The organism is Guyparkeria sp. (genome assembly GCF_046540515.1).
GTDB lineage: Bacteria > Pseudomonadota > Gammaproteobacteria > Halothiobacillales > Halothiobacillaceae > Guyparkeria.
Genome location: NZ_JBKHFB010000009.1, coordinates 34970 through 49093 on the forward strand (window position 1 = coordinate 34970; position 14124 = coordinate 49093).

At 66.9% G+C, this 14124-nt stretch carries 13 protein-coding genes; 8 read left to right on the top strand and 5 right to left on the bottom strand.

Annotated elements, in window-relative coordinates; all coding sequences use genetic code 11:
• Positions 1–23 precede the first annotated feature (23 nt).
• From ACLFRM_RS02140 to ACLFRM_RS02155, 4 genes are all read left to right on the top strand, one after another.
• Positions 24–2036, top strand: a complete 2013-nt coding sequence (locus ACLFRM_RS02140; protein ID WP_410754045.1) for a CocE/NonD family hydrolase — start codon at positions 24–26, stop codon at positions 2034–2036.
• A gap of 115 nt (positions 2037–2151) precedes the next feature.
• Positions 2152–2538 carry a DUF2173 family protein gene (locus ACLFRM_RS02145; RefSeq protein WP_410754023.1) on the top strand — a complete coding sequence of 129 codons (387 nt, stop codon included), beginning with the start codon at positions 2152–2154 and terminating at the stop codon, positions 2536–2538.
• Between the two features lie 42 nt (positions 2539–2580).
• On the top strand, positions 2581–2919 hold the full coding sequence (locus ACLFRM_RS02150) for a DUF2173 family protein (protein ID WP_410754024.1): 339 nt from the start codon (positions 2581–2583) through the stop codon (positions 2917–2919).
• Between the two features lie 10 nt (positions 2920–2929).
• Positions 2930–3268 carry a DUF2173 family protein gene (locus tag ACLFRM_RS02155; RefSeq protein WP_410754026.1) on the top strand — a complete coding sequence of 113 codons (339 nt, stop codon included), beginning with the start codon at positions 2930–2932 and terminating at the stop codon, positions 3266–3268.
• Between the two features lie 94 nt (positions 3269–3362).
• Here ACLFRM_RS02155 and ACLFRM_RS02160 read toward each other — a convergent pair whose 3' ends face one another.
• From ACLFRM_RS02160 to ACLFRM_RS02170, 3 genes are all read right to left on the bottom strand, one after another.
• Positions 3363–4301, bottom strand: coding sequence for a Tim44 domain-containing protein (locus ACLFRM_RS02160; RefSeq protein ID WP_410754027.1), 939 nt, complete (start codon positions 4299–4301; stop codon positions 3363–3365).
• Between the two features lie 96 nt (positions 4302–4397).
• Positions 4398–5333, bottom strand: coding sequence for a universal stress protein (locus tag ACLFRM_RS02165; RefSeq protein ID WP_410754029.1), 936 nt, complete (start codon positions 5331–5333; stop codon positions 4398–4400).
• The gene (locus tag ACLFRM_RS02170) at positions 5330–7729 is read right to left on the bottom strand and encodes a Lon protease family protein (RefSeq protein ID WP_410754031.1); all 2400 of its coding nucleotides are present in this window, start codon (positions 7727–7729) and stop codon (positions 5330–5332) included. Before ACLFRM_RS02170 ends, ACLFRM_RS02165 begins: the two co-directional genes overlap by 4 nt.
• Positions 7730–7903: 174 nt before the next feature.
• On the opposite strand from ACLFRM_RS02170, the gene ACLFRM_RS02175 reads away from it, so the two are divergent.
• Positions 7904–9265 carry an alanine/glycine:cation symporter family protein gene (locus ACLFRM_RS02175; RefSeq protein ID WP_410754032.1) on the top strand — a complete coding sequence of 454 codons (1362 nt, stop codon included), beginning with the start codon at positions 7904–7906 and terminating at the stop codon, positions 9263–9265.
• Positions 9262–9555 carry a hypothetical protein gene (locus ACLFRM_RS02180; protein WP_410754034.1) on the top strand — a complete coding sequence of 98 codons (294 nt, stop codon included), beginning with the start codon at positions 9262–9264 and terminating at the stop codon, positions 9553–9555. Before ACLFRM_RS02175 ends, ACLFRM_RS02180 begins: the two co-directional genes overlap by 4 nt.
• 149 nt (positions 9556–9704) lie before the next feature.
• Here ACLFRM_RS02180 and ACLFRM_RS02185 read toward each other — a convergent pair whose 3' ends face one another.
• Positions 9705–10721 carry a M48 family metallopeptidase gene (locus tag ACLFRM_RS02185; RefSeq protein ID WP_410754036.1) on the bottom strand — a complete coding sequence of 339 codons (1017 nt, stop codon included), beginning with the start codon at positions 10719–10721 and terminating at the stop codon, positions 9705–9707.
• 11 nt (positions 10722–10732) lie between these two features.
• Complete coding sequence (locus ACLFRM_RS02190) at positions 10733–11329, bottom strand: LemA family protein (RefSeq protein WP_410754038.1); 597 nt, start codon at positions 11327–11329, stop codon at positions 10733–10735.
• Positions 11330–11576: 247 nt separating this feature from the next.
• On the opposite strand from ACLFRM_RS02190, the gene ACLFRM_RS02195 reads away from it, so the two are divergent.
• Both ACLFRM_RS02195 and djlA read left to right on the top strand, forming a co-directional pair.
• Positions 11577–13313 (top strand): L-lactate permease, encoded by a 1737-nt coding sequence (locus ACLFRM_RS02195; RefSeq protein ID WP_410754040.1) that lies wholly within the window; start codon positions 11577–11579, stop codon positions 13311–13313.
• 62 nt (positions 13314–13375) lie between these two features.
• A partial coding sequence (djlA, locus tag ACLFRM_RS02200; protein WP_410754042.1) for a co-chaperone DjlA occupies positions 13376–14124 on the top strand: 749 nt, incomplete at its 3' end.

Below are 14124 nucleotides of genomic sequence, written 5' to 3' on the forward strand. Positions count from 1 at the left end.
TGCACCATGTCGACCCCGATCAGTTGCCTTGTCCGGTCCGCCACATCGAAAACGTCTGGATCCCCCTTCCGGACGGTGGGCGCCTGGCGGCCCGCCTCTGGCTGCCCGCGGAGGCAGAGGACGCCCCGGTACCGGCGCTGATCGAGTACATTCCCTACCGCAAGCGCGACATCACGCGCGACCGAGACGAGATCAACCATCCCTATCTTGCCGGTCACGGTTATGCCTGCCTGCGAGTGGACCTGCGGGGCAGCGGGGATTCGGACGGCGTGCTGCGCGATCAGTATCTCGACCAGGAGCAGGACGACGGCGTGGTGGCCATCGCCTGGGCGGCGGCACAGACCTGGTGCGATGGCAATGTGGGAATGTTCGGCATCTCATGGGGCGGCTTCAATGCCCTGCAGATCGCCGCGCGCCAGCCGCCGGCCCTTAAGGCCATCATGGCCGCCTGTGCCACCGATGATCTCTACGCCGACAACATGCACTACATGGGCGGTTGCCTGCTGGCGGACAATCTCTCCGAATCGACCACCATGTTCGGACACACCAGTCTGCCGCCGGACCCGGCGATCGTGGGGGAGTGCTGGCGGGACATGTGGCTGGATCGCCTGTCCGAGAGCGGGGTCTGGCTGGATATATGGTTGCGGCACCAGCGCCGCGACGACTTCTGGAAACGGGCCTCCGTCTGCGAGGATTACGCGGCGATCCGCTGCCCGGTCCTGGCGGTCAGCGGCTGGACCGACGGCTATACCAATGCCGTTTTCCGCCTGCTCGAGCATCTCGACGTCCCCCGGCAGGGTCTGGTCGGTCCCTGGGGACACAAGTACCCGCACATGGGCGAACCCGGACCGGCGATCGGCTTTCTCCAGGAGATGGTCCGCTGGTTCGACCACTGGCTCAAGGGACGGGACAACGGGGTCGATCGGGAGCCCATGCTCCGCGCCTGGATGCAGGACAGCGTGCCGCCTTCCACCCAGTACAAGCTCCGCCCGGGGCGCTGGGTGGTGGAAAAGGAATGGCCCTCTTCCAACGTCCGCGACCTTCCGCTCCGGATGGCCCGGCATCGCCTCCTGATGCCCGGGGAGAACCCGGCAGGGATCGAGCCGACGATCGACCGCATGCAGTCGCCTCTGACGCTCGGCCTGTTCGCCGGGAAGTGGTGTTCCTACGCCGCCGCACCCGACCTGCCCCATGACCAGCGTGAAGAGGATGGCGGTGCGCTGCTGTACACCTCCGATCCTCTGTCCGAACCGCTGAACATCCTCGGTGCCCCCGAGGTGGAGCTGGCGCTGTCGGCGGATCGGCCCGTCGCCCAGGTCTGCGTGCGTCTGGAGGATGTGCTGCCGGACGGCAGCGCCACGCGAGTTGCCTACGGGCTGCTGAACCTGACGCACCGGAACAGCGACGAGGTACCTGAGGCGCTGGAGCCTGGGAAACGATATGTCGTGCGGGTTCGCATGAACCACGTGGCGCAATCGTTTCCCGCCGGCCATCGCATCCGTCTGGCCATCAGCACCTCGTACTGGCCGCTGGCCTGGCCGCCGCCGGAGCCCGTCGAGATTGCCGTGGAGCCGGTGGAGAGCACGCTCTTCCTCCCCAGTCGGCAGGACACGCTCGACGACGAGCGCCTGTGCGACTTCGGCATGCCCGAGGGCGCGCCGGCCATGCACAGGACAATGATCGAGCCGGAACATCACAACTGGCTGGTGCACCGGGATCTCGCGGCGGACAGCTCCGAACTGGAGGTCATCAAGGACGATGGCCGCTGGTTGGTCGAGGACCTCGGCCTGACCATTCGCTCGGTGATCAACGAGTGGTATCGAAGCCAGGGGGCCGACTTCGGATCGGTCTCCGGGGAGACGGCGACCCGGAAGGAGTTCCGGCGGGGCGACTGGCGGGTCACCGTTCGGACATACACGCACCTGACATCCACGCCGACCGAGTTCCTGCTTCGGGCCGAACTGGATGCCTGGGAAGGTGACGTGCGGATATTCTCCCGAAACTGGAATCGACGGATACCGCGGAATCTCCTGTGACGCGCGTCCGGGTCAATAAATAGGCGTTATGCAAGGAATGAAAACGCTATCGCGCCGATGGATACTCGCTGCTAAATAAAGAAGTGAAAGGTATCCAATTCGGGGAGCAGGGATCATGAGTCTTGTAACGGATCTGATGGAACTCCCGGGCGTTCTGGCGGCAGGGGATTTTGCTTACCGGGGTGACCAGTACTACGCCCACAAGGGCGACCTCTCAAGCGATGAAACCCGTCTGGTCACCGCCCTGGCAAGGTCGAACATGGCCGCTGTGAGAATGGAGGGGGACATGCTCGCGCTCTTCTCCAAGGTGTGCCAACCCGGAGCCGGACGCTGCGGATTCGAGCGTGCCAAGGGCTGGGTGGTTCACGGGGAAGGGCGCAGCGTCTGCGTCATGTCCCATGTCTACTGCATTTACGACAACGACCGTGCCTCGCTGACACAGATTCTCGGGTTGATGCGAGAACGGCTTGCCGACGCGTCCGACGACCTCATCCTGATGTGAGACCTGCGGCGTGCAGGCCTGCCGAAACCTGGAGGAAAGACCATGGCTGATCTCAACACCCTCAGTTCGATGCCCGGCGCAATCGCGGCCTTCCGATTTGGCGACGATGGCCAGTTGGTGGACTCCGTGATCTCGAAGGAAACCGCCATCGATCAGGATACGCTCGACCTCCTCGGTCACCTGTGCATCGCCAACATGGCCATCGCCGCCATGCAGGCGCGTGGTTGGGAAGGCATGAGCGACCTGACCGGTTTCTACCCCGTCAACGGCTTCACGTTCGTGGGACTCGACTGGTCCGCCGTGGCGCGTGACCGACAGGCGGTCGTGCTGGAGAACAAGCATGCCGACTACGACGCCGCCTTCAAGGCCTTGGGAGAGTGAGGATGATGCCATGCTTAAGGAATTGCTGAACCTCGATGGTGTCGAGACGGTGGCTCACTTCCGCGAGGAGACCGGTGAGCCGTGGCAGGTTCACGGTGCGCTCGAGGGAGAGGAGGCCCGACGGATGACCCGACTGGCCCTGGACTTCAAGCGGCTGACCCACGCGCACGCCGACCTGTTGGCCCTGTTCATCAACGATCCCGGGTGGACGCCGGCCAACGGCTGGATCGTCCACGGCGAGCAGCGCACTGTCTGCGGTGTAAACAGCATGGTCGCCGTTGTCAGGAACGACGAGGCTAACGTCACCGATGTCATGAGGGCGCTGGCCAAGGAATCGTTCTTTACCTGAGCGGAGCTCGCCGCACCGACAAGAAAGAACCCCGCGGATCAGGAGATCCGCGGGGTTCGTTTTTTCGATCGCCTGTCTCGACCGTTGCGTTCGGTCAGCCGTTCTGGCGAATCCCCGCGATCAGCCAGTTGGCGTTCTCGTCGTCGAGGTTGCGGATGACCAGCCAGGTCTCGTCCAGCGGCGTGGCCGTGGTGTCGCGTGCCTCGCGTACAAGGCCGGTGAAACGCACGGCGGCGACCAGATCGCGACCGTCCTCGCCAAGCTCCTCGAGCGTGGCGTCCAGCTCGAGCACCTCGGTGACGTTCTCGGCATCACCAATTGCCGCCCGCTCGCGAACCAGTTCACGGAACAGCTCGGGGGTGACGAACTCGCGGATCTCTTCCATGCGGTTGCCGTCCCAGGCGAGCTGCAGGTTGGTGAAGTGCGTACGCGCGGCACCGAGGAAACGCGTCTCGTCGAACCAGCTCGGCGGCTGGTAGGCCGGCTGGCCTGCCTGTCCGCCACCGAAACCGAACTCGTCCATTAGCGAGCCCGGGCGGGGGGTCTGGCTACCGATACTCGGCCGCGCGTCTTCCTCGCGGCCCTGCCGGGCCTGGCCAAACGGTTCGCCCGCCGAGGGGGCAGTGTCATTCGTCCCGGCATAGGCCGGCCGGCCACGCGCCATCCCGCCGGCCCCGCCACGCAGGTGACGGATCAGGAAGAACGCGCCGACGGCCAGCAGCAGGATGACGAGGAAGTCCATTGGCTGGAGTCCCTCGAAGGCCCCGCCCATGAACATCCATGCCAGCAGGCCCCCGGCGGCCAGCCCGGCGAGCATGCCACCCAGGCCGGCACCGGTGCTGCGGGTGGCCGCTTTCTGGTCGGTGTTGGCCTGCCGCTGGCTGGTGGTCTGGGAGCTTTTCTGCCCCTGAAAGCCGAAGCTCTTGCCGCCGCCGAGGCGCTTGGCCTCGGCCGGCGAGCTGAGCATCACGGCGAGCAACGCACTGACGGCGAGCAGGACCAGGAAGCGGGCGAGAGAGGGGTTGGACGTCATGGGAGCTCCAAGGGTGGGGACAACGCGTCGAGTGGTCGGAAAAGGTATCTCGACGACCCGGAATCCTACCACGATGCCCGTCGGGTCAGTGCCCGATCATGCCGGTGGCGACGGGACCCGGATCACGGGCGCGGGGATGTCGGCGATCAGGTCGGTCAGAGGACGGCCGAGCACGGCGCCGGCGTCATCGGACAGCACCACCACCGAGGCCGCGGTCTGTTGCAGATTGCGGAACAGGGCCGGATCGACGGATGAGTCGTGCCGCTCGGGAGCGGCCTCGATCAATTCGACGATCAGCGGCGGATCGCCCGCCTGCCGCCAGGCGGTCAGCGAGGGCAGGGTGGCCGGGTCGATGCCGGTGAGCAGGAACAGGTGGCAGGGGCGATCGGTCACTGTGGCGATGATCTCGGCCGTCTGGACGACGGCTTCCGCGGTCCGCTGCGAGAGCAGCAGGCCAACGACCGCGGCCTGTTGGTCGGCGGATGGCGGAGCGGTGGGCCGTGACGGCCCGCGTAGCCGGGACAGGCGCTGTTCCGATCCGCGCCACCGATGGGATTCGTGGTCAATGGCCTGCCACAGGAACAGACGATTGCCGCCGCTTTCGAGCAGCCGACGGGCCACCGAGCCCAGTCGGGCCCCGTGGCCGGCCGACCAGCCCGCCTTGCCCAGCACGACCCAGTCGGCCGTCTCGGCCGCGGCACGGACGCTTTCGAACACGGGGCCGGCGACGACCTCCAGGTGCCAGCGCAGCGGGGTGTCGCGGTCGAGTTCGCTCAGCATCGCCTCGATCTGGTGACGTTGCTGGGCGAGACGCGTGAGCAGCGTTTCGCGGTCGAAGGGGCGCGATTCACCCGACAGCCTGCTGATCTCGCGGGTGAAGGGGTGGCCGGCGGAGGCGTGCAGGTCCTGGTCCTCGACGAACAGCGCGATCAGTTCGCCGTGCTGCTGCCGGGCCAGCCGGGCCGCGCTGGCCAAGGCCATGCGACTGGCCGGCGAGGCGTCGATCAGCACCAGGACATGCGGCGCGGTCATCCCGGACCGGCCCCGTCGGGATCCCGGTGTTCGTGATCACGGTCATGCCGGGTGGCACGGGCGAAGCGCGCCAGGCGGTCGGTCACCCGACGATTCAGGCTGTCGGCGGGGAACGCGCCATTGGCATCGGCCTCGCCGGACTCGAGCCCGGTGAGCAGGGCAAGCGCCTGATCGACCCGGTCGACCGCGTGGATGGCGAATCGGCCGGCGCCGACCGCGCTGCGCACCGCCTGGTCGAGCATCAGGTGCGGCCGGTTGCTCGCCGGGATGATCACCCCGTGCGAGCCGTCCAGGCCCCGGTCGCGGCAGATGCGAAAGAAGCCCTCGATCTTCTCGTTGACGCCGCCGATGGCCTGCACCTCGCCGAGCTGGTTGATCGAGCCGGTCACGGCCAGCGACTGGCGGATGGGTGCCCGGGCGATCGCCGAGACCAGCGCGGCCACCTCGGCCACCGACGCCGAATCGCCATCGACCGAACCGTACATCTGTTCGAAGGCGAGGCTGGCCGACAGGGAAAGCTCACCGTCGGGGGCGTAGCGGCTGCCAAGATAGCGCGAAAGGATCATCACCGCCTTGGCGTGGATGTTCCCGCCGAGCTTTGCCTCGCGCTCGATGTCGACCACCTGGCCGCGCCCCGGCCGGGCGGTGGCCGTGATGCGCGTGGGCAGGCCGAAGCGAAAGCCACCCAGCTCGCTTACCGCCAGGCCGTTGATCGCGCCGATGCGTTCGCCCTGCGTCGGTACGTTCAGGGTGCCGCGCAGGATCGCCTCGACCGCCCGTTCGCGCAGTCGCTCGGCGCGTCGTTCCTGGGCGCGGATGGCCGCCTCGACGTGGTGGGCGCCGATATGCTCGGCATGACTGGCGCCGGCAAGGTAGTTGGCCTCGGCGAGCAGGTCGGCCAACGGACGGGTCCCGGCGGCGAGCTTGTCGCGATCGTCGGCCAGGCGGCTGGCGTGCTCGATGCTGCGGGCGACCGCGCCTCGGTCCAGTGGCCGCAGGCGGTCACGCCGGGCGATCGCGGCCAGCGTGCGGGCGTAGTCGAGTTCGTTTTCCGCCTGGCGTGGCAGCGTGTCCTCGAAGTCCGCCTGCACCTTGAACAGCTTGGCGAAGTCGGGGTCGTACTCGGCCAGCAGGTAGTAGAGCAGGCGGTCGCCGATCAGGACCACCTTGACGTCCAGCGGGATCGGGTCGGGTTCGAGCGTGATCGTGGTGAACACCGCGTAGAGCTGTTCGAGTGATTCGATGCGCACCTGCTTGCCGTAGATCGCCCGCTTGAGGGTTTCCCAGGCGAAAGGCTGCATCAGGATCTGGCGGGCATGCAGGATCAGGTAGCCGCCGTTGGCCCGGTGCAGGGCACCGGCGCGGATCAGGCGGAAGTCGGTGAGCAGGGCACCTTCCCGGAAGTAGTGCTCGATGCGCCCGATCAGGCGTGCGTGCGTCGGCAGGTCCTCGTAGATCACCGGCGCGCCGTGAAGCTCGGCGTTGTCGACGATCAGGTTGATCTGGTACTGGTTGAGGATTTCCTCGGGGACCGTGCTGCTGTCGTCCTCGAGGTCATTGACGTGCGAGATGAGGTCGTCGCGGATGGCGCCGAGAAACCGGGTCACGTCGAGCAGGTGCGCCCAGCGATCCTCGAGCGCCTGCAGCTGCTGGCCCACGGCCACGCGCATCATCTCCTCGTTGAGCGCCTGCAGTCGTTCGCCCGCCTCCTTCTGCCATTTCGGGATCTGCTGGAGCACCTGCTTGAGCTTGGCCTCGAGCTCGTCGATGGCTGCCTGCCAGGCCTTCTGCTCTTCCTCGGGCAACTTGCCGAATGCCTCCGGGTCGAGGATCTTGCCGTCGCGGTACGGGCCGAGGGTGAAGCCGTTGGGCGTACTCACCATCGCCACGTGGCGCTCCTCGGCCTCCTTGCTGATCGCGGCGATCGCCTCGTGCTGGCGGCGCTTGTAGGTCTCGCGCAGTTCCTGGATGCGGTTGTGGTACTCGTCGCTCTCGAAGACCGCCGGGATGGCGGTACGGAACTCGTCGACCAGGTGCTCCAGATCCGCCTGCAGGTCGCGGCCGGCTCGGGCGGGCAGTTTCAGCAGGCGTGGCTTGTCCGGGTCGTCGAAGTTGTAGACGTAGGCCCAGCTGGGCGGCGGCGCGTCGCGTCGGGCGCGCCCTTCGAGGAAGTCGCGCACCACCGCGTACTTGCCGCTGCCGGTCGCGCCCAGTGCGTAGAGATTGAAGCCTCCGTCACCGATCTCGGTGCCGAACGAAAGCGCCTCCAGCGCCCGTTCCTGTCCCGGCGGGGCGGATGGTGGTTCGAGCTCGGCGGTGGTCTCGAACGGCAACGAGCCCGGGTGGCAGGGGCGATATAGCTGGTCGGCATCCAGCCGGGTAGGCGCGTCGGCCATGAGTGTCTCTCGAGTCCGTGTGACGATGACACCGAGACTAGCACGCGACCGTGACCGGGAAACCCGCGGATCGACGCCTGCCGCGCTGGCATGTCGGCGGGAAAACCGGTTAGTGTTTGCAACTGTTGCGCGCGAACCACCTACGCGAATCACCAAAGGGAGTGAGCAGACACGATGGACGCAGTGACCGAGTTTCTTGGCAGCATCAGTGGATTCGTCTGGGGGCCGGTGATGCTGGCCCTGTTGCTCGGCACCGGGATGTACCTGACCGCCGGGCTGCGCGGCATGCCGATCCGGCGGATCGGTTACGGCTTTCGCCAGCTGTTCCGTGGGCGACACGTGGGCAAGGACGATCGCGGTGACATCACGCCCTTCCAGGCGCTGGCCACGGCGCTCTCGGCAACCATCGGCACCGGCAACATCGCCGGGGTGGCCACGGCGATCGCCCTGGGCGGGCCCGGCGCGATCTTCTGGATGTGGCTGACCGCGCTGGTGGGCATGGCGACCAAGTACTCGGAGGCCGTCCTGGCGGTGCGCTACCGCGAGGTCGACGAACGCGGTCGCTTTGTGGGCGGGCCGATGTACTACATCAAGAACGGCATGGGCGCGAAGTGGAAGTGGCTGGGTGCGGCCTTCGCCCTGTTCGCCATGATCGCCGCCTTCGGCATCGGCAACACCGTGCAGGCCAATTCCGTGGCCGACGTGCTCGACTCCAACCTCGCCATCCCCCACTGGGCCACCGGGCTGGTGCTGGCCGCTCTTGTGTTCGTGGTGATCATCGGCGGCATCCGCCGCATCGCGCATCTGGCCGAATACCTGGTGCCGTCGATGGCGATCCTCTACGTCGGTTTCGCGCTGGTGATCATCCTGCTGAACATCGCGGACGTGCCGGCGGCACTCGCGCAGATCGTCAGTGACGCCTTCACCGGCACAGCGGCCACCGGCGGCTTCGCCGGGGCGGCGGTCTGGGCAGCCATCCGCTTCGGCGTGGCCCGCGGCATCTTCTCCAACGAGGCCGGTCTCGGTTCCGCGCCGATCGCCCACGCCGCGGCCCAGACCAACGACCCGGTCCGCCAGGGCACCATCGCCATGCTCGGCACCTTCATCGACACCATCATCATCTGCACCATGACCGCGCTGGTGATCGTGCTCTCCGGCGTCTGGACCACCGGCGAGAGCGGCGCGGCGCTGACCTCGGCGGCCTTTGCCGAGAGCCTCGGCGGCGGCAACTGGGTGGTCACCGCCGGGATGGTGCTGTTCGCCTTCAGTACCATCGTGGCCTGGAGCTATTACGGCGAGCGCAGCGCCGAATATCTGTTCGGCGTGAAGGTGATCAAGCCGTATCGCTACGTCTGGGTGGGCGCGCTGTTCATCGGCGCGATCGCCAACCTCGAACTGATCTGGCTGGTGGCCGACATCCTCAACGCCCTGATGGCCATCCCGAACCTGATTGCGCTGATTGCCTTGTCCGGTACCGTGTTCGCGATCACGCGCGAGTATTTCGCCCGCGCCGAAAACCGGGAGACGACACGATGAATCCAGTCGGGAAAATACGCAGGCTTTTGCTGCCCACGGTCGCTTCCGGCCTGCTCGTTCTGGGCGGTTGTGCCACCACGTCCCCGGAGGGCGACCAGCGCATGGTGATCATTCACCCGGGCGGGGACACTTCACTCGACCCGGTGACCGTGCCGGCCAGTGAAATGCCGCCAGCCGGCGAATGCCGCCTCTGGTACCCGGATCGCGAGCCCGACGACCAGCCCGAGCCGGACAACTGTAGCGATATCGAGCGGGATGTGCCCGACGGGGCGGTGTTGGTGCGCGGGTGACTCGTTGCCGTCTCGACGATCCTGGCGACTGACGGCCGGGTTTGTCTGACGAGTTCGCCGCATTCCACTCTCCGATCGCTTGGCGGCTGTACCCCGCAGAATCGCCTGGAGACACGGTCGACAGGTGTTGCCGCCCCTGCGTTTCGCGGCTAAGGCCGCTCCTGCGGTGATGGCTGGCCTTCCAGCCGGCGGATGCGTTCCTCTAGCGGCGGGTGGGTGTCGAACAGGCGGGCGCCGCCGGCTCGGAACAGGAAGGCGTGGTTCATCTCCGCGGCGGCGTCTGATTCCACCCGCGAGGAGGCGCCGTCCTTGAGCTTCTCGAAGGCGCTCTTCAGGCCGTCGGGGTAGCGGGTGAACTGCACGGCGGAGGCATCGGCGAGGAACTCGCGCTGGCGGCTGACCGCCGCCTGCAGGATGCGGCCGAAGAACACGGTCAGCAGACCCACCAGGGCGATGGCCGCCGCACCGACCAGCATGGCGATGCGCAGGCGAGCGTCCTTCCGGCCCGGCCCCACGCCGACGTGGAACCACCAGCGGGCGACGAAGAACAGGAAGGTAAAGCCGAACACCATCGCCGCCACGCGCACCGACAGCTTGATGTCGCTGTTGGCGATGTGGCCGAACTCGTGGGCCACCACGCCGGCCAGCTCGTCGCGGCTGAGGTTGTCCAGTGCCCCCTGGGTCACGGCCACCGCGGCGTTCTCCGGCCTGGTGCCGGCGGCAAAGGCGTTGATGCCGGCCTCCCGGTCGAGCACGAACACCCGCGGTCGGGGCAGGGCCGAGGCGATCGCCATCTCGTCGACGATGTTGAGGTACTGGCGTTCGGCCGGGGTGAGGTTGGTCTCTCCCGCGCCGGTCAGCTCGCGCCCACCCAGCGACTGGGCGACCTTGGCGCCGTCCGAGCGGGTGAACCAGCGGAACAGGGTGACCAGGAGAATGCCGCCGCCGGTCAGACCCGCCGCCCAGGCGAAGGACTGCCAGGTGGCCTCGGCCGGCATCGTGGACGTGCCGACCCCCTGGTTCGCCTGGGCCTGCTCACCGAGCGTCAACGCGAGCCAGATCAGTCCGCCCACGGCGGCCGCGGCGGCGATCAGAAGCAGCACGTAGAGGACCACCAGCACCCGCGTCTGGCGTCGCGCCAGATCCTGCTGTTCGCGAAAATCCATGACCGATCGGCTCAGAAGCTGACGTCAGGCGCTTTCTGGATGGCCTCGCTGTCCTCGAACTCGAGCAGCTGGGCGTCCTCGCCGTGGCCGACGAACTTGCCGACGACCACCGGCGGGAAGGAGCGGCGGTACTCGTTGTACTTCTGGACGAGGTCGTTGTAGGCCTGGCGGGCGTAGGCGACCCGGTTCTCGGTGGTGGCCAGTTCCTCGGCGAGCTGGCGCATGTTGGCGTCCGCCTTGAGGTCCGGGTAGGCCTCGAAGGTGGCGTTGAGCCGACCCAGTCCGCTGGTGAGAGCCGATTCGGCGCGCGAGAGCAGGTCCATGGTCTCCGGGTTGCCCGGGCGGTCGTGCGCGGCGTCGACCGCCTTTTCTGCCGCGGCGCGCGCCTCGGTGACCTCCTTGAGGACCGAGGCCTCGTGGTCCAGGTAACCCTTGGCGGTGTTGACCAGGTTGGGGATCAGGTCGTGGCGACGCTTGAGTTGGGTTTCGATCTGCGCGAAGCCGTTCTCGTACTGCGTCTGGAAGGACGTCAACTTGTTGTAGACGTAGATCACGTAGACGATGGCGATCACGACCAGCGCGATCACGATCCAGGTTTCGGTTCCCATGGTGGCTTCTCCCTGCTGAATGCGACATGTCGTCGCGGGCCGCATGGCCAGGACGTGGGTGGGCGTGGGCGAAGTGTACCTTGCCAGGCTCGCCCAGTGGGTCTTGCGGGTGTCGCATTGGTCGCCGACCGCTGGCGGAGAGCGTCGCCGGGCTGCTATACACCACACCCTCTGGGCGAAGACACCGTCGGGATGAGAGGGATGACCGGGAGGGAACGCCAGGATGCCGTTGGGTGCGTTGTTCGTATTGGCCCTGTTGCCGCTGGTGACGATCTTCGGGCTCCTCGTGGTGCGTCGCTGGCCGGCCTGGCAGGCGATGCCGGTGGCGTGGTTGGTGACGGTGATTCTTTCGCTTGTCGTCTGGGGCACGGAACCGGTCGTCGCTGCCGCAGCCAGCGTGCATGGCGTAGTGACGGCATTGAATATCCTGACCATCGTCTTCGGTGCCATCCTGTTGCTCTATACCTTGCGCGAGTCGGGCGCGATCGAGTCGATCCGTGCGGGATTCACGACCATTTCGCCCGATCGACGTGTTCAGGCGATCATCGTGGCTTGGTTGTTCGGTGGCCTCCTGGAGGGGGCCGCCGGATTTGGTACCCCGGCTGCGATCGCGGCCCCCTTGCTGGTGGCGATTGGCTTCCCCGCCATGGCCGCGGTGCTCGCGGCGCTGATCGTCCAGTCCACGCCCGTGTCATTCGGGGCGGTGGGTACGCCGGTCCTCGTCGGGGTGAACGCGGGGCTCGCCGGGCATCCGTCGGTGGAGGCGGTGCTCGAATCGCCCCTGTTCCCCGATTTCCTCGATCAGGTCACGCTGTATGCCGCGGTGATCAACACGCTGGTTGGCGTGATGATGCCGCTGATCATGGTGGCAGTGCTGACCCGCTACTTCGGTGCCGCGCGCTCGTTCCGCGAGGGATTGGCCGCGTGGCGATTCGCGCTGTTTGCCGGGCTGGCCTTCACACTCCCGCACCTTGCCGTCGCGGTCTGGCTGGGGCCCGAATTCCCGTCACTGGTGGGTGGGATGGTCGGGCTGTTGGTGGTGGTGACGGCCGCGCGGCGCGGCCTTTTCGTGCCCCGGCAGGTATTCGAGTTCGAGCCGCGTGAGCGGTGGGAGCCGAGCTGGATCAGTTCGATTCAGGACGAGCTTCAATCCGTCCCGACGGGGCGGCGGATGTCGCTCTGGCTGGCCTGGCTTCCCTACGTCCTGGTGGTCCTCCTGCTGGTGCTCAGCCGGTCGGTCACGCCCTTGCGTGACTGGTTGCAATCCCCGGCCCTCACCCTGCAGTGGTCGGGGATCTTCGGCACGGAGGTCGATACCTCGGCACAGCCGTTCTACCTGCCGGGTTTCGTGTTGCTTCTGGTATCTCTGCTGACTTTCTTCCTCCACCGCATGCACCGCCGGCCCGGCGCGTATCTTCGGGCATGGAGGCAGTCCGGACGGGTGCTGTTCTCCGCGAGCCTGGCGCTGGCCTTTGCCGTTCCCATGGTGCAGGTGTTCATTCACTCGGGGCAGGCTTCACCCCATCCGAGCATGCCGCTGGTCCTGGCCGAGGGCGTTTCGTGGCTGGCCGGCCCGTTCTGGCCGGTGTTCGCTCCGCTGATCGGTGCCACTGGCTCGTTCATGGCCGGCTCGGCCACCATCAGCAACATGATGTTCTCCTTGTTCCAGTTTGCGTCGGCCGAGTCGATCGGACTCGGTGCCGACGGTGCGGCGTGGGTGGTTGCACTGCAGGTGGTGGGTGGCGCGGCCGGGAACATGGTCTGCGTCCATAACGTCGTTGCCGCCTCGGCGACGGTGGGGCTGGTCGGGAGAGAGGGCGACCTGATCCGGCGGGCGCTCAATCCGCTCGGGTACTACGTGCTCGCCGCCGGAACCCTGGGCATGGGGCTGGTCGTCGGCGGGCTGAATGCCTGGTTCGCCGTGTGGCTCCTGGTGGTGTTCGGCTGGCTGTTCGCGATGCGGTTGACGCGACCGGGTCGCTGACATGCCCCCGCCGGCGGTGGAATTTGGCAAACTGCACCCCGGGTTCATTGACGGATACTTGCATGTCCTGGATAGGAAAAGGGCTGGGAGCCGGGGTCGGCTACTGGATCTTCGGCTGGATCGGGGCGGGGGTCGGGTTGTTGCTCGGGCACTTCGTGGATCGTTTTTTCGGTCGGCTGAAACGGGTCGGCGGGCAGTTGCTCCAGGTGCAGCAGACCTTCTTCGACACGACCTTCACCGTGTTGGGGTATGTCTGCAAGGCCGACGGGCAGGTGACGAAGGCGGAGATCCGCGCCACCGAACAGATCATGACGCAGATGCGCCTGACCAAGGCGCGCCGGAAGAAGGCGATCGAGGCGTTCAGTCGCGGCAAGGCACGCGACTTCGACCCGGACGAGAGCATCCGGCGGTTCGTGCGCGTCTGCGGCAGACAGCCGACGCTGCTGCGCGTGTTCCTGGAGATACAGATCCAGGCGGCGTTCGCCGACGGTCAGATCGCCCCGGCCGAGCGCGAGGCCTTGCTGCGCATCGCCCACGCCCTGGGCGTGTCGGATGTTGACTTTGCCCGTCTGGAGGCCCTGCTGGCGGGGCATTACCAGCGCGGGCCGGGTGCGCCGACCACCGCCGCGGCACTGGAGAATGCCTACCAGGCGCTGGGCGTGACGCGTACGGCGAGCGATGCCGAGGTCAAGCGCGCCTATCGCAAGCTGATGAGCGAGCATCACCCGGACAAGCTGATCGCCAAGGGCCTGCCGGATTCCATGGTCGAATTGGCCAAGGAGCGCAGCCAGGAAATCCAGAATGCCTACGA

What these genes read in the sequence shown, in the direction of transcription:
- ACLFRM_RS02145 (WP_410754023.1), top strand. Translation starts at nt 2,152, where the DNA reads ATGAGTCTTGTAACGGATCTGATGGAACTCCCGGGCGTTCTGGCGGCA.
- ACLFRM_RS02190 (WP_410754038.1), bottom strand. Translation starts at nt 11,329, where the DNA reads ATGGGAACCGAAACCTGGATCGTGATCGCGCTGGTCGTGATCGCCATC.
- ACLFRM_RS02175 (WP_410754032.1), top strand. Translation starts at nt 7,904, where the DNA reads ATGGACGCAGTGACCGAGTTTCTTGGCAGCATCAGTGGATTCGTCTGG.
- ACLFRM_RS02165 (WP_410754029.1), bottom strand. Translation starts at nt 5,333, where the DNA reads ATGACCGCGCCGCATGTCCTGGTGCTGATCGACGCCTCGCCGGCCAGT.
- ACLFRM_RS02160 (WP_410754027.1), bottom strand. Translation starts at nt 4,301, where the DNA reads ATGACGTCCAACCCCTCTCTCGCCCGCTTCCTGGTCCTGCTCGCCGTC.
- ACLFRM_RS02180 (WP_410754034.1), top strand. Translation starts at nt 9,262, where the DNA reads ATGAATCCAGTCGGGAAAATACGCAGGCTTTTGCTGCCCACGGTCGCT.
- ACLFRM_RS02155 (WP_410754026.1), top strand. Translation starts at nt 2,930, where the DNA reads ATGCTTAAGGAATTGCTGAACCTCGATGGTGTCGAGACGGTGGCTCAC.
- ACLFRM_RS02185 (WP_410754036.1), bottom strand. Translation starts at nt 10,721, where the DNA reads ATGGATTTTCGCGAACAGCAGGATCTGGCGCGACGCCAGACGCGGGTG.
- ACLFRM_RS02150 (WP_410754024.1), top strand. Translation starts at nt 2,581, where the DNA reads ATGGCTGATCTCAACACCCTCAGTTCGATGCCCGGCGCAATCGCGGCC.
- ACLFRM_RS02170 (WP_410754031.1), bottom strand. Translation starts at nt 7,729, where the DNA reads ATGGCCGACGCGCCTACCCGGCTGGATGCCGACCAGCTATATCGCCCC.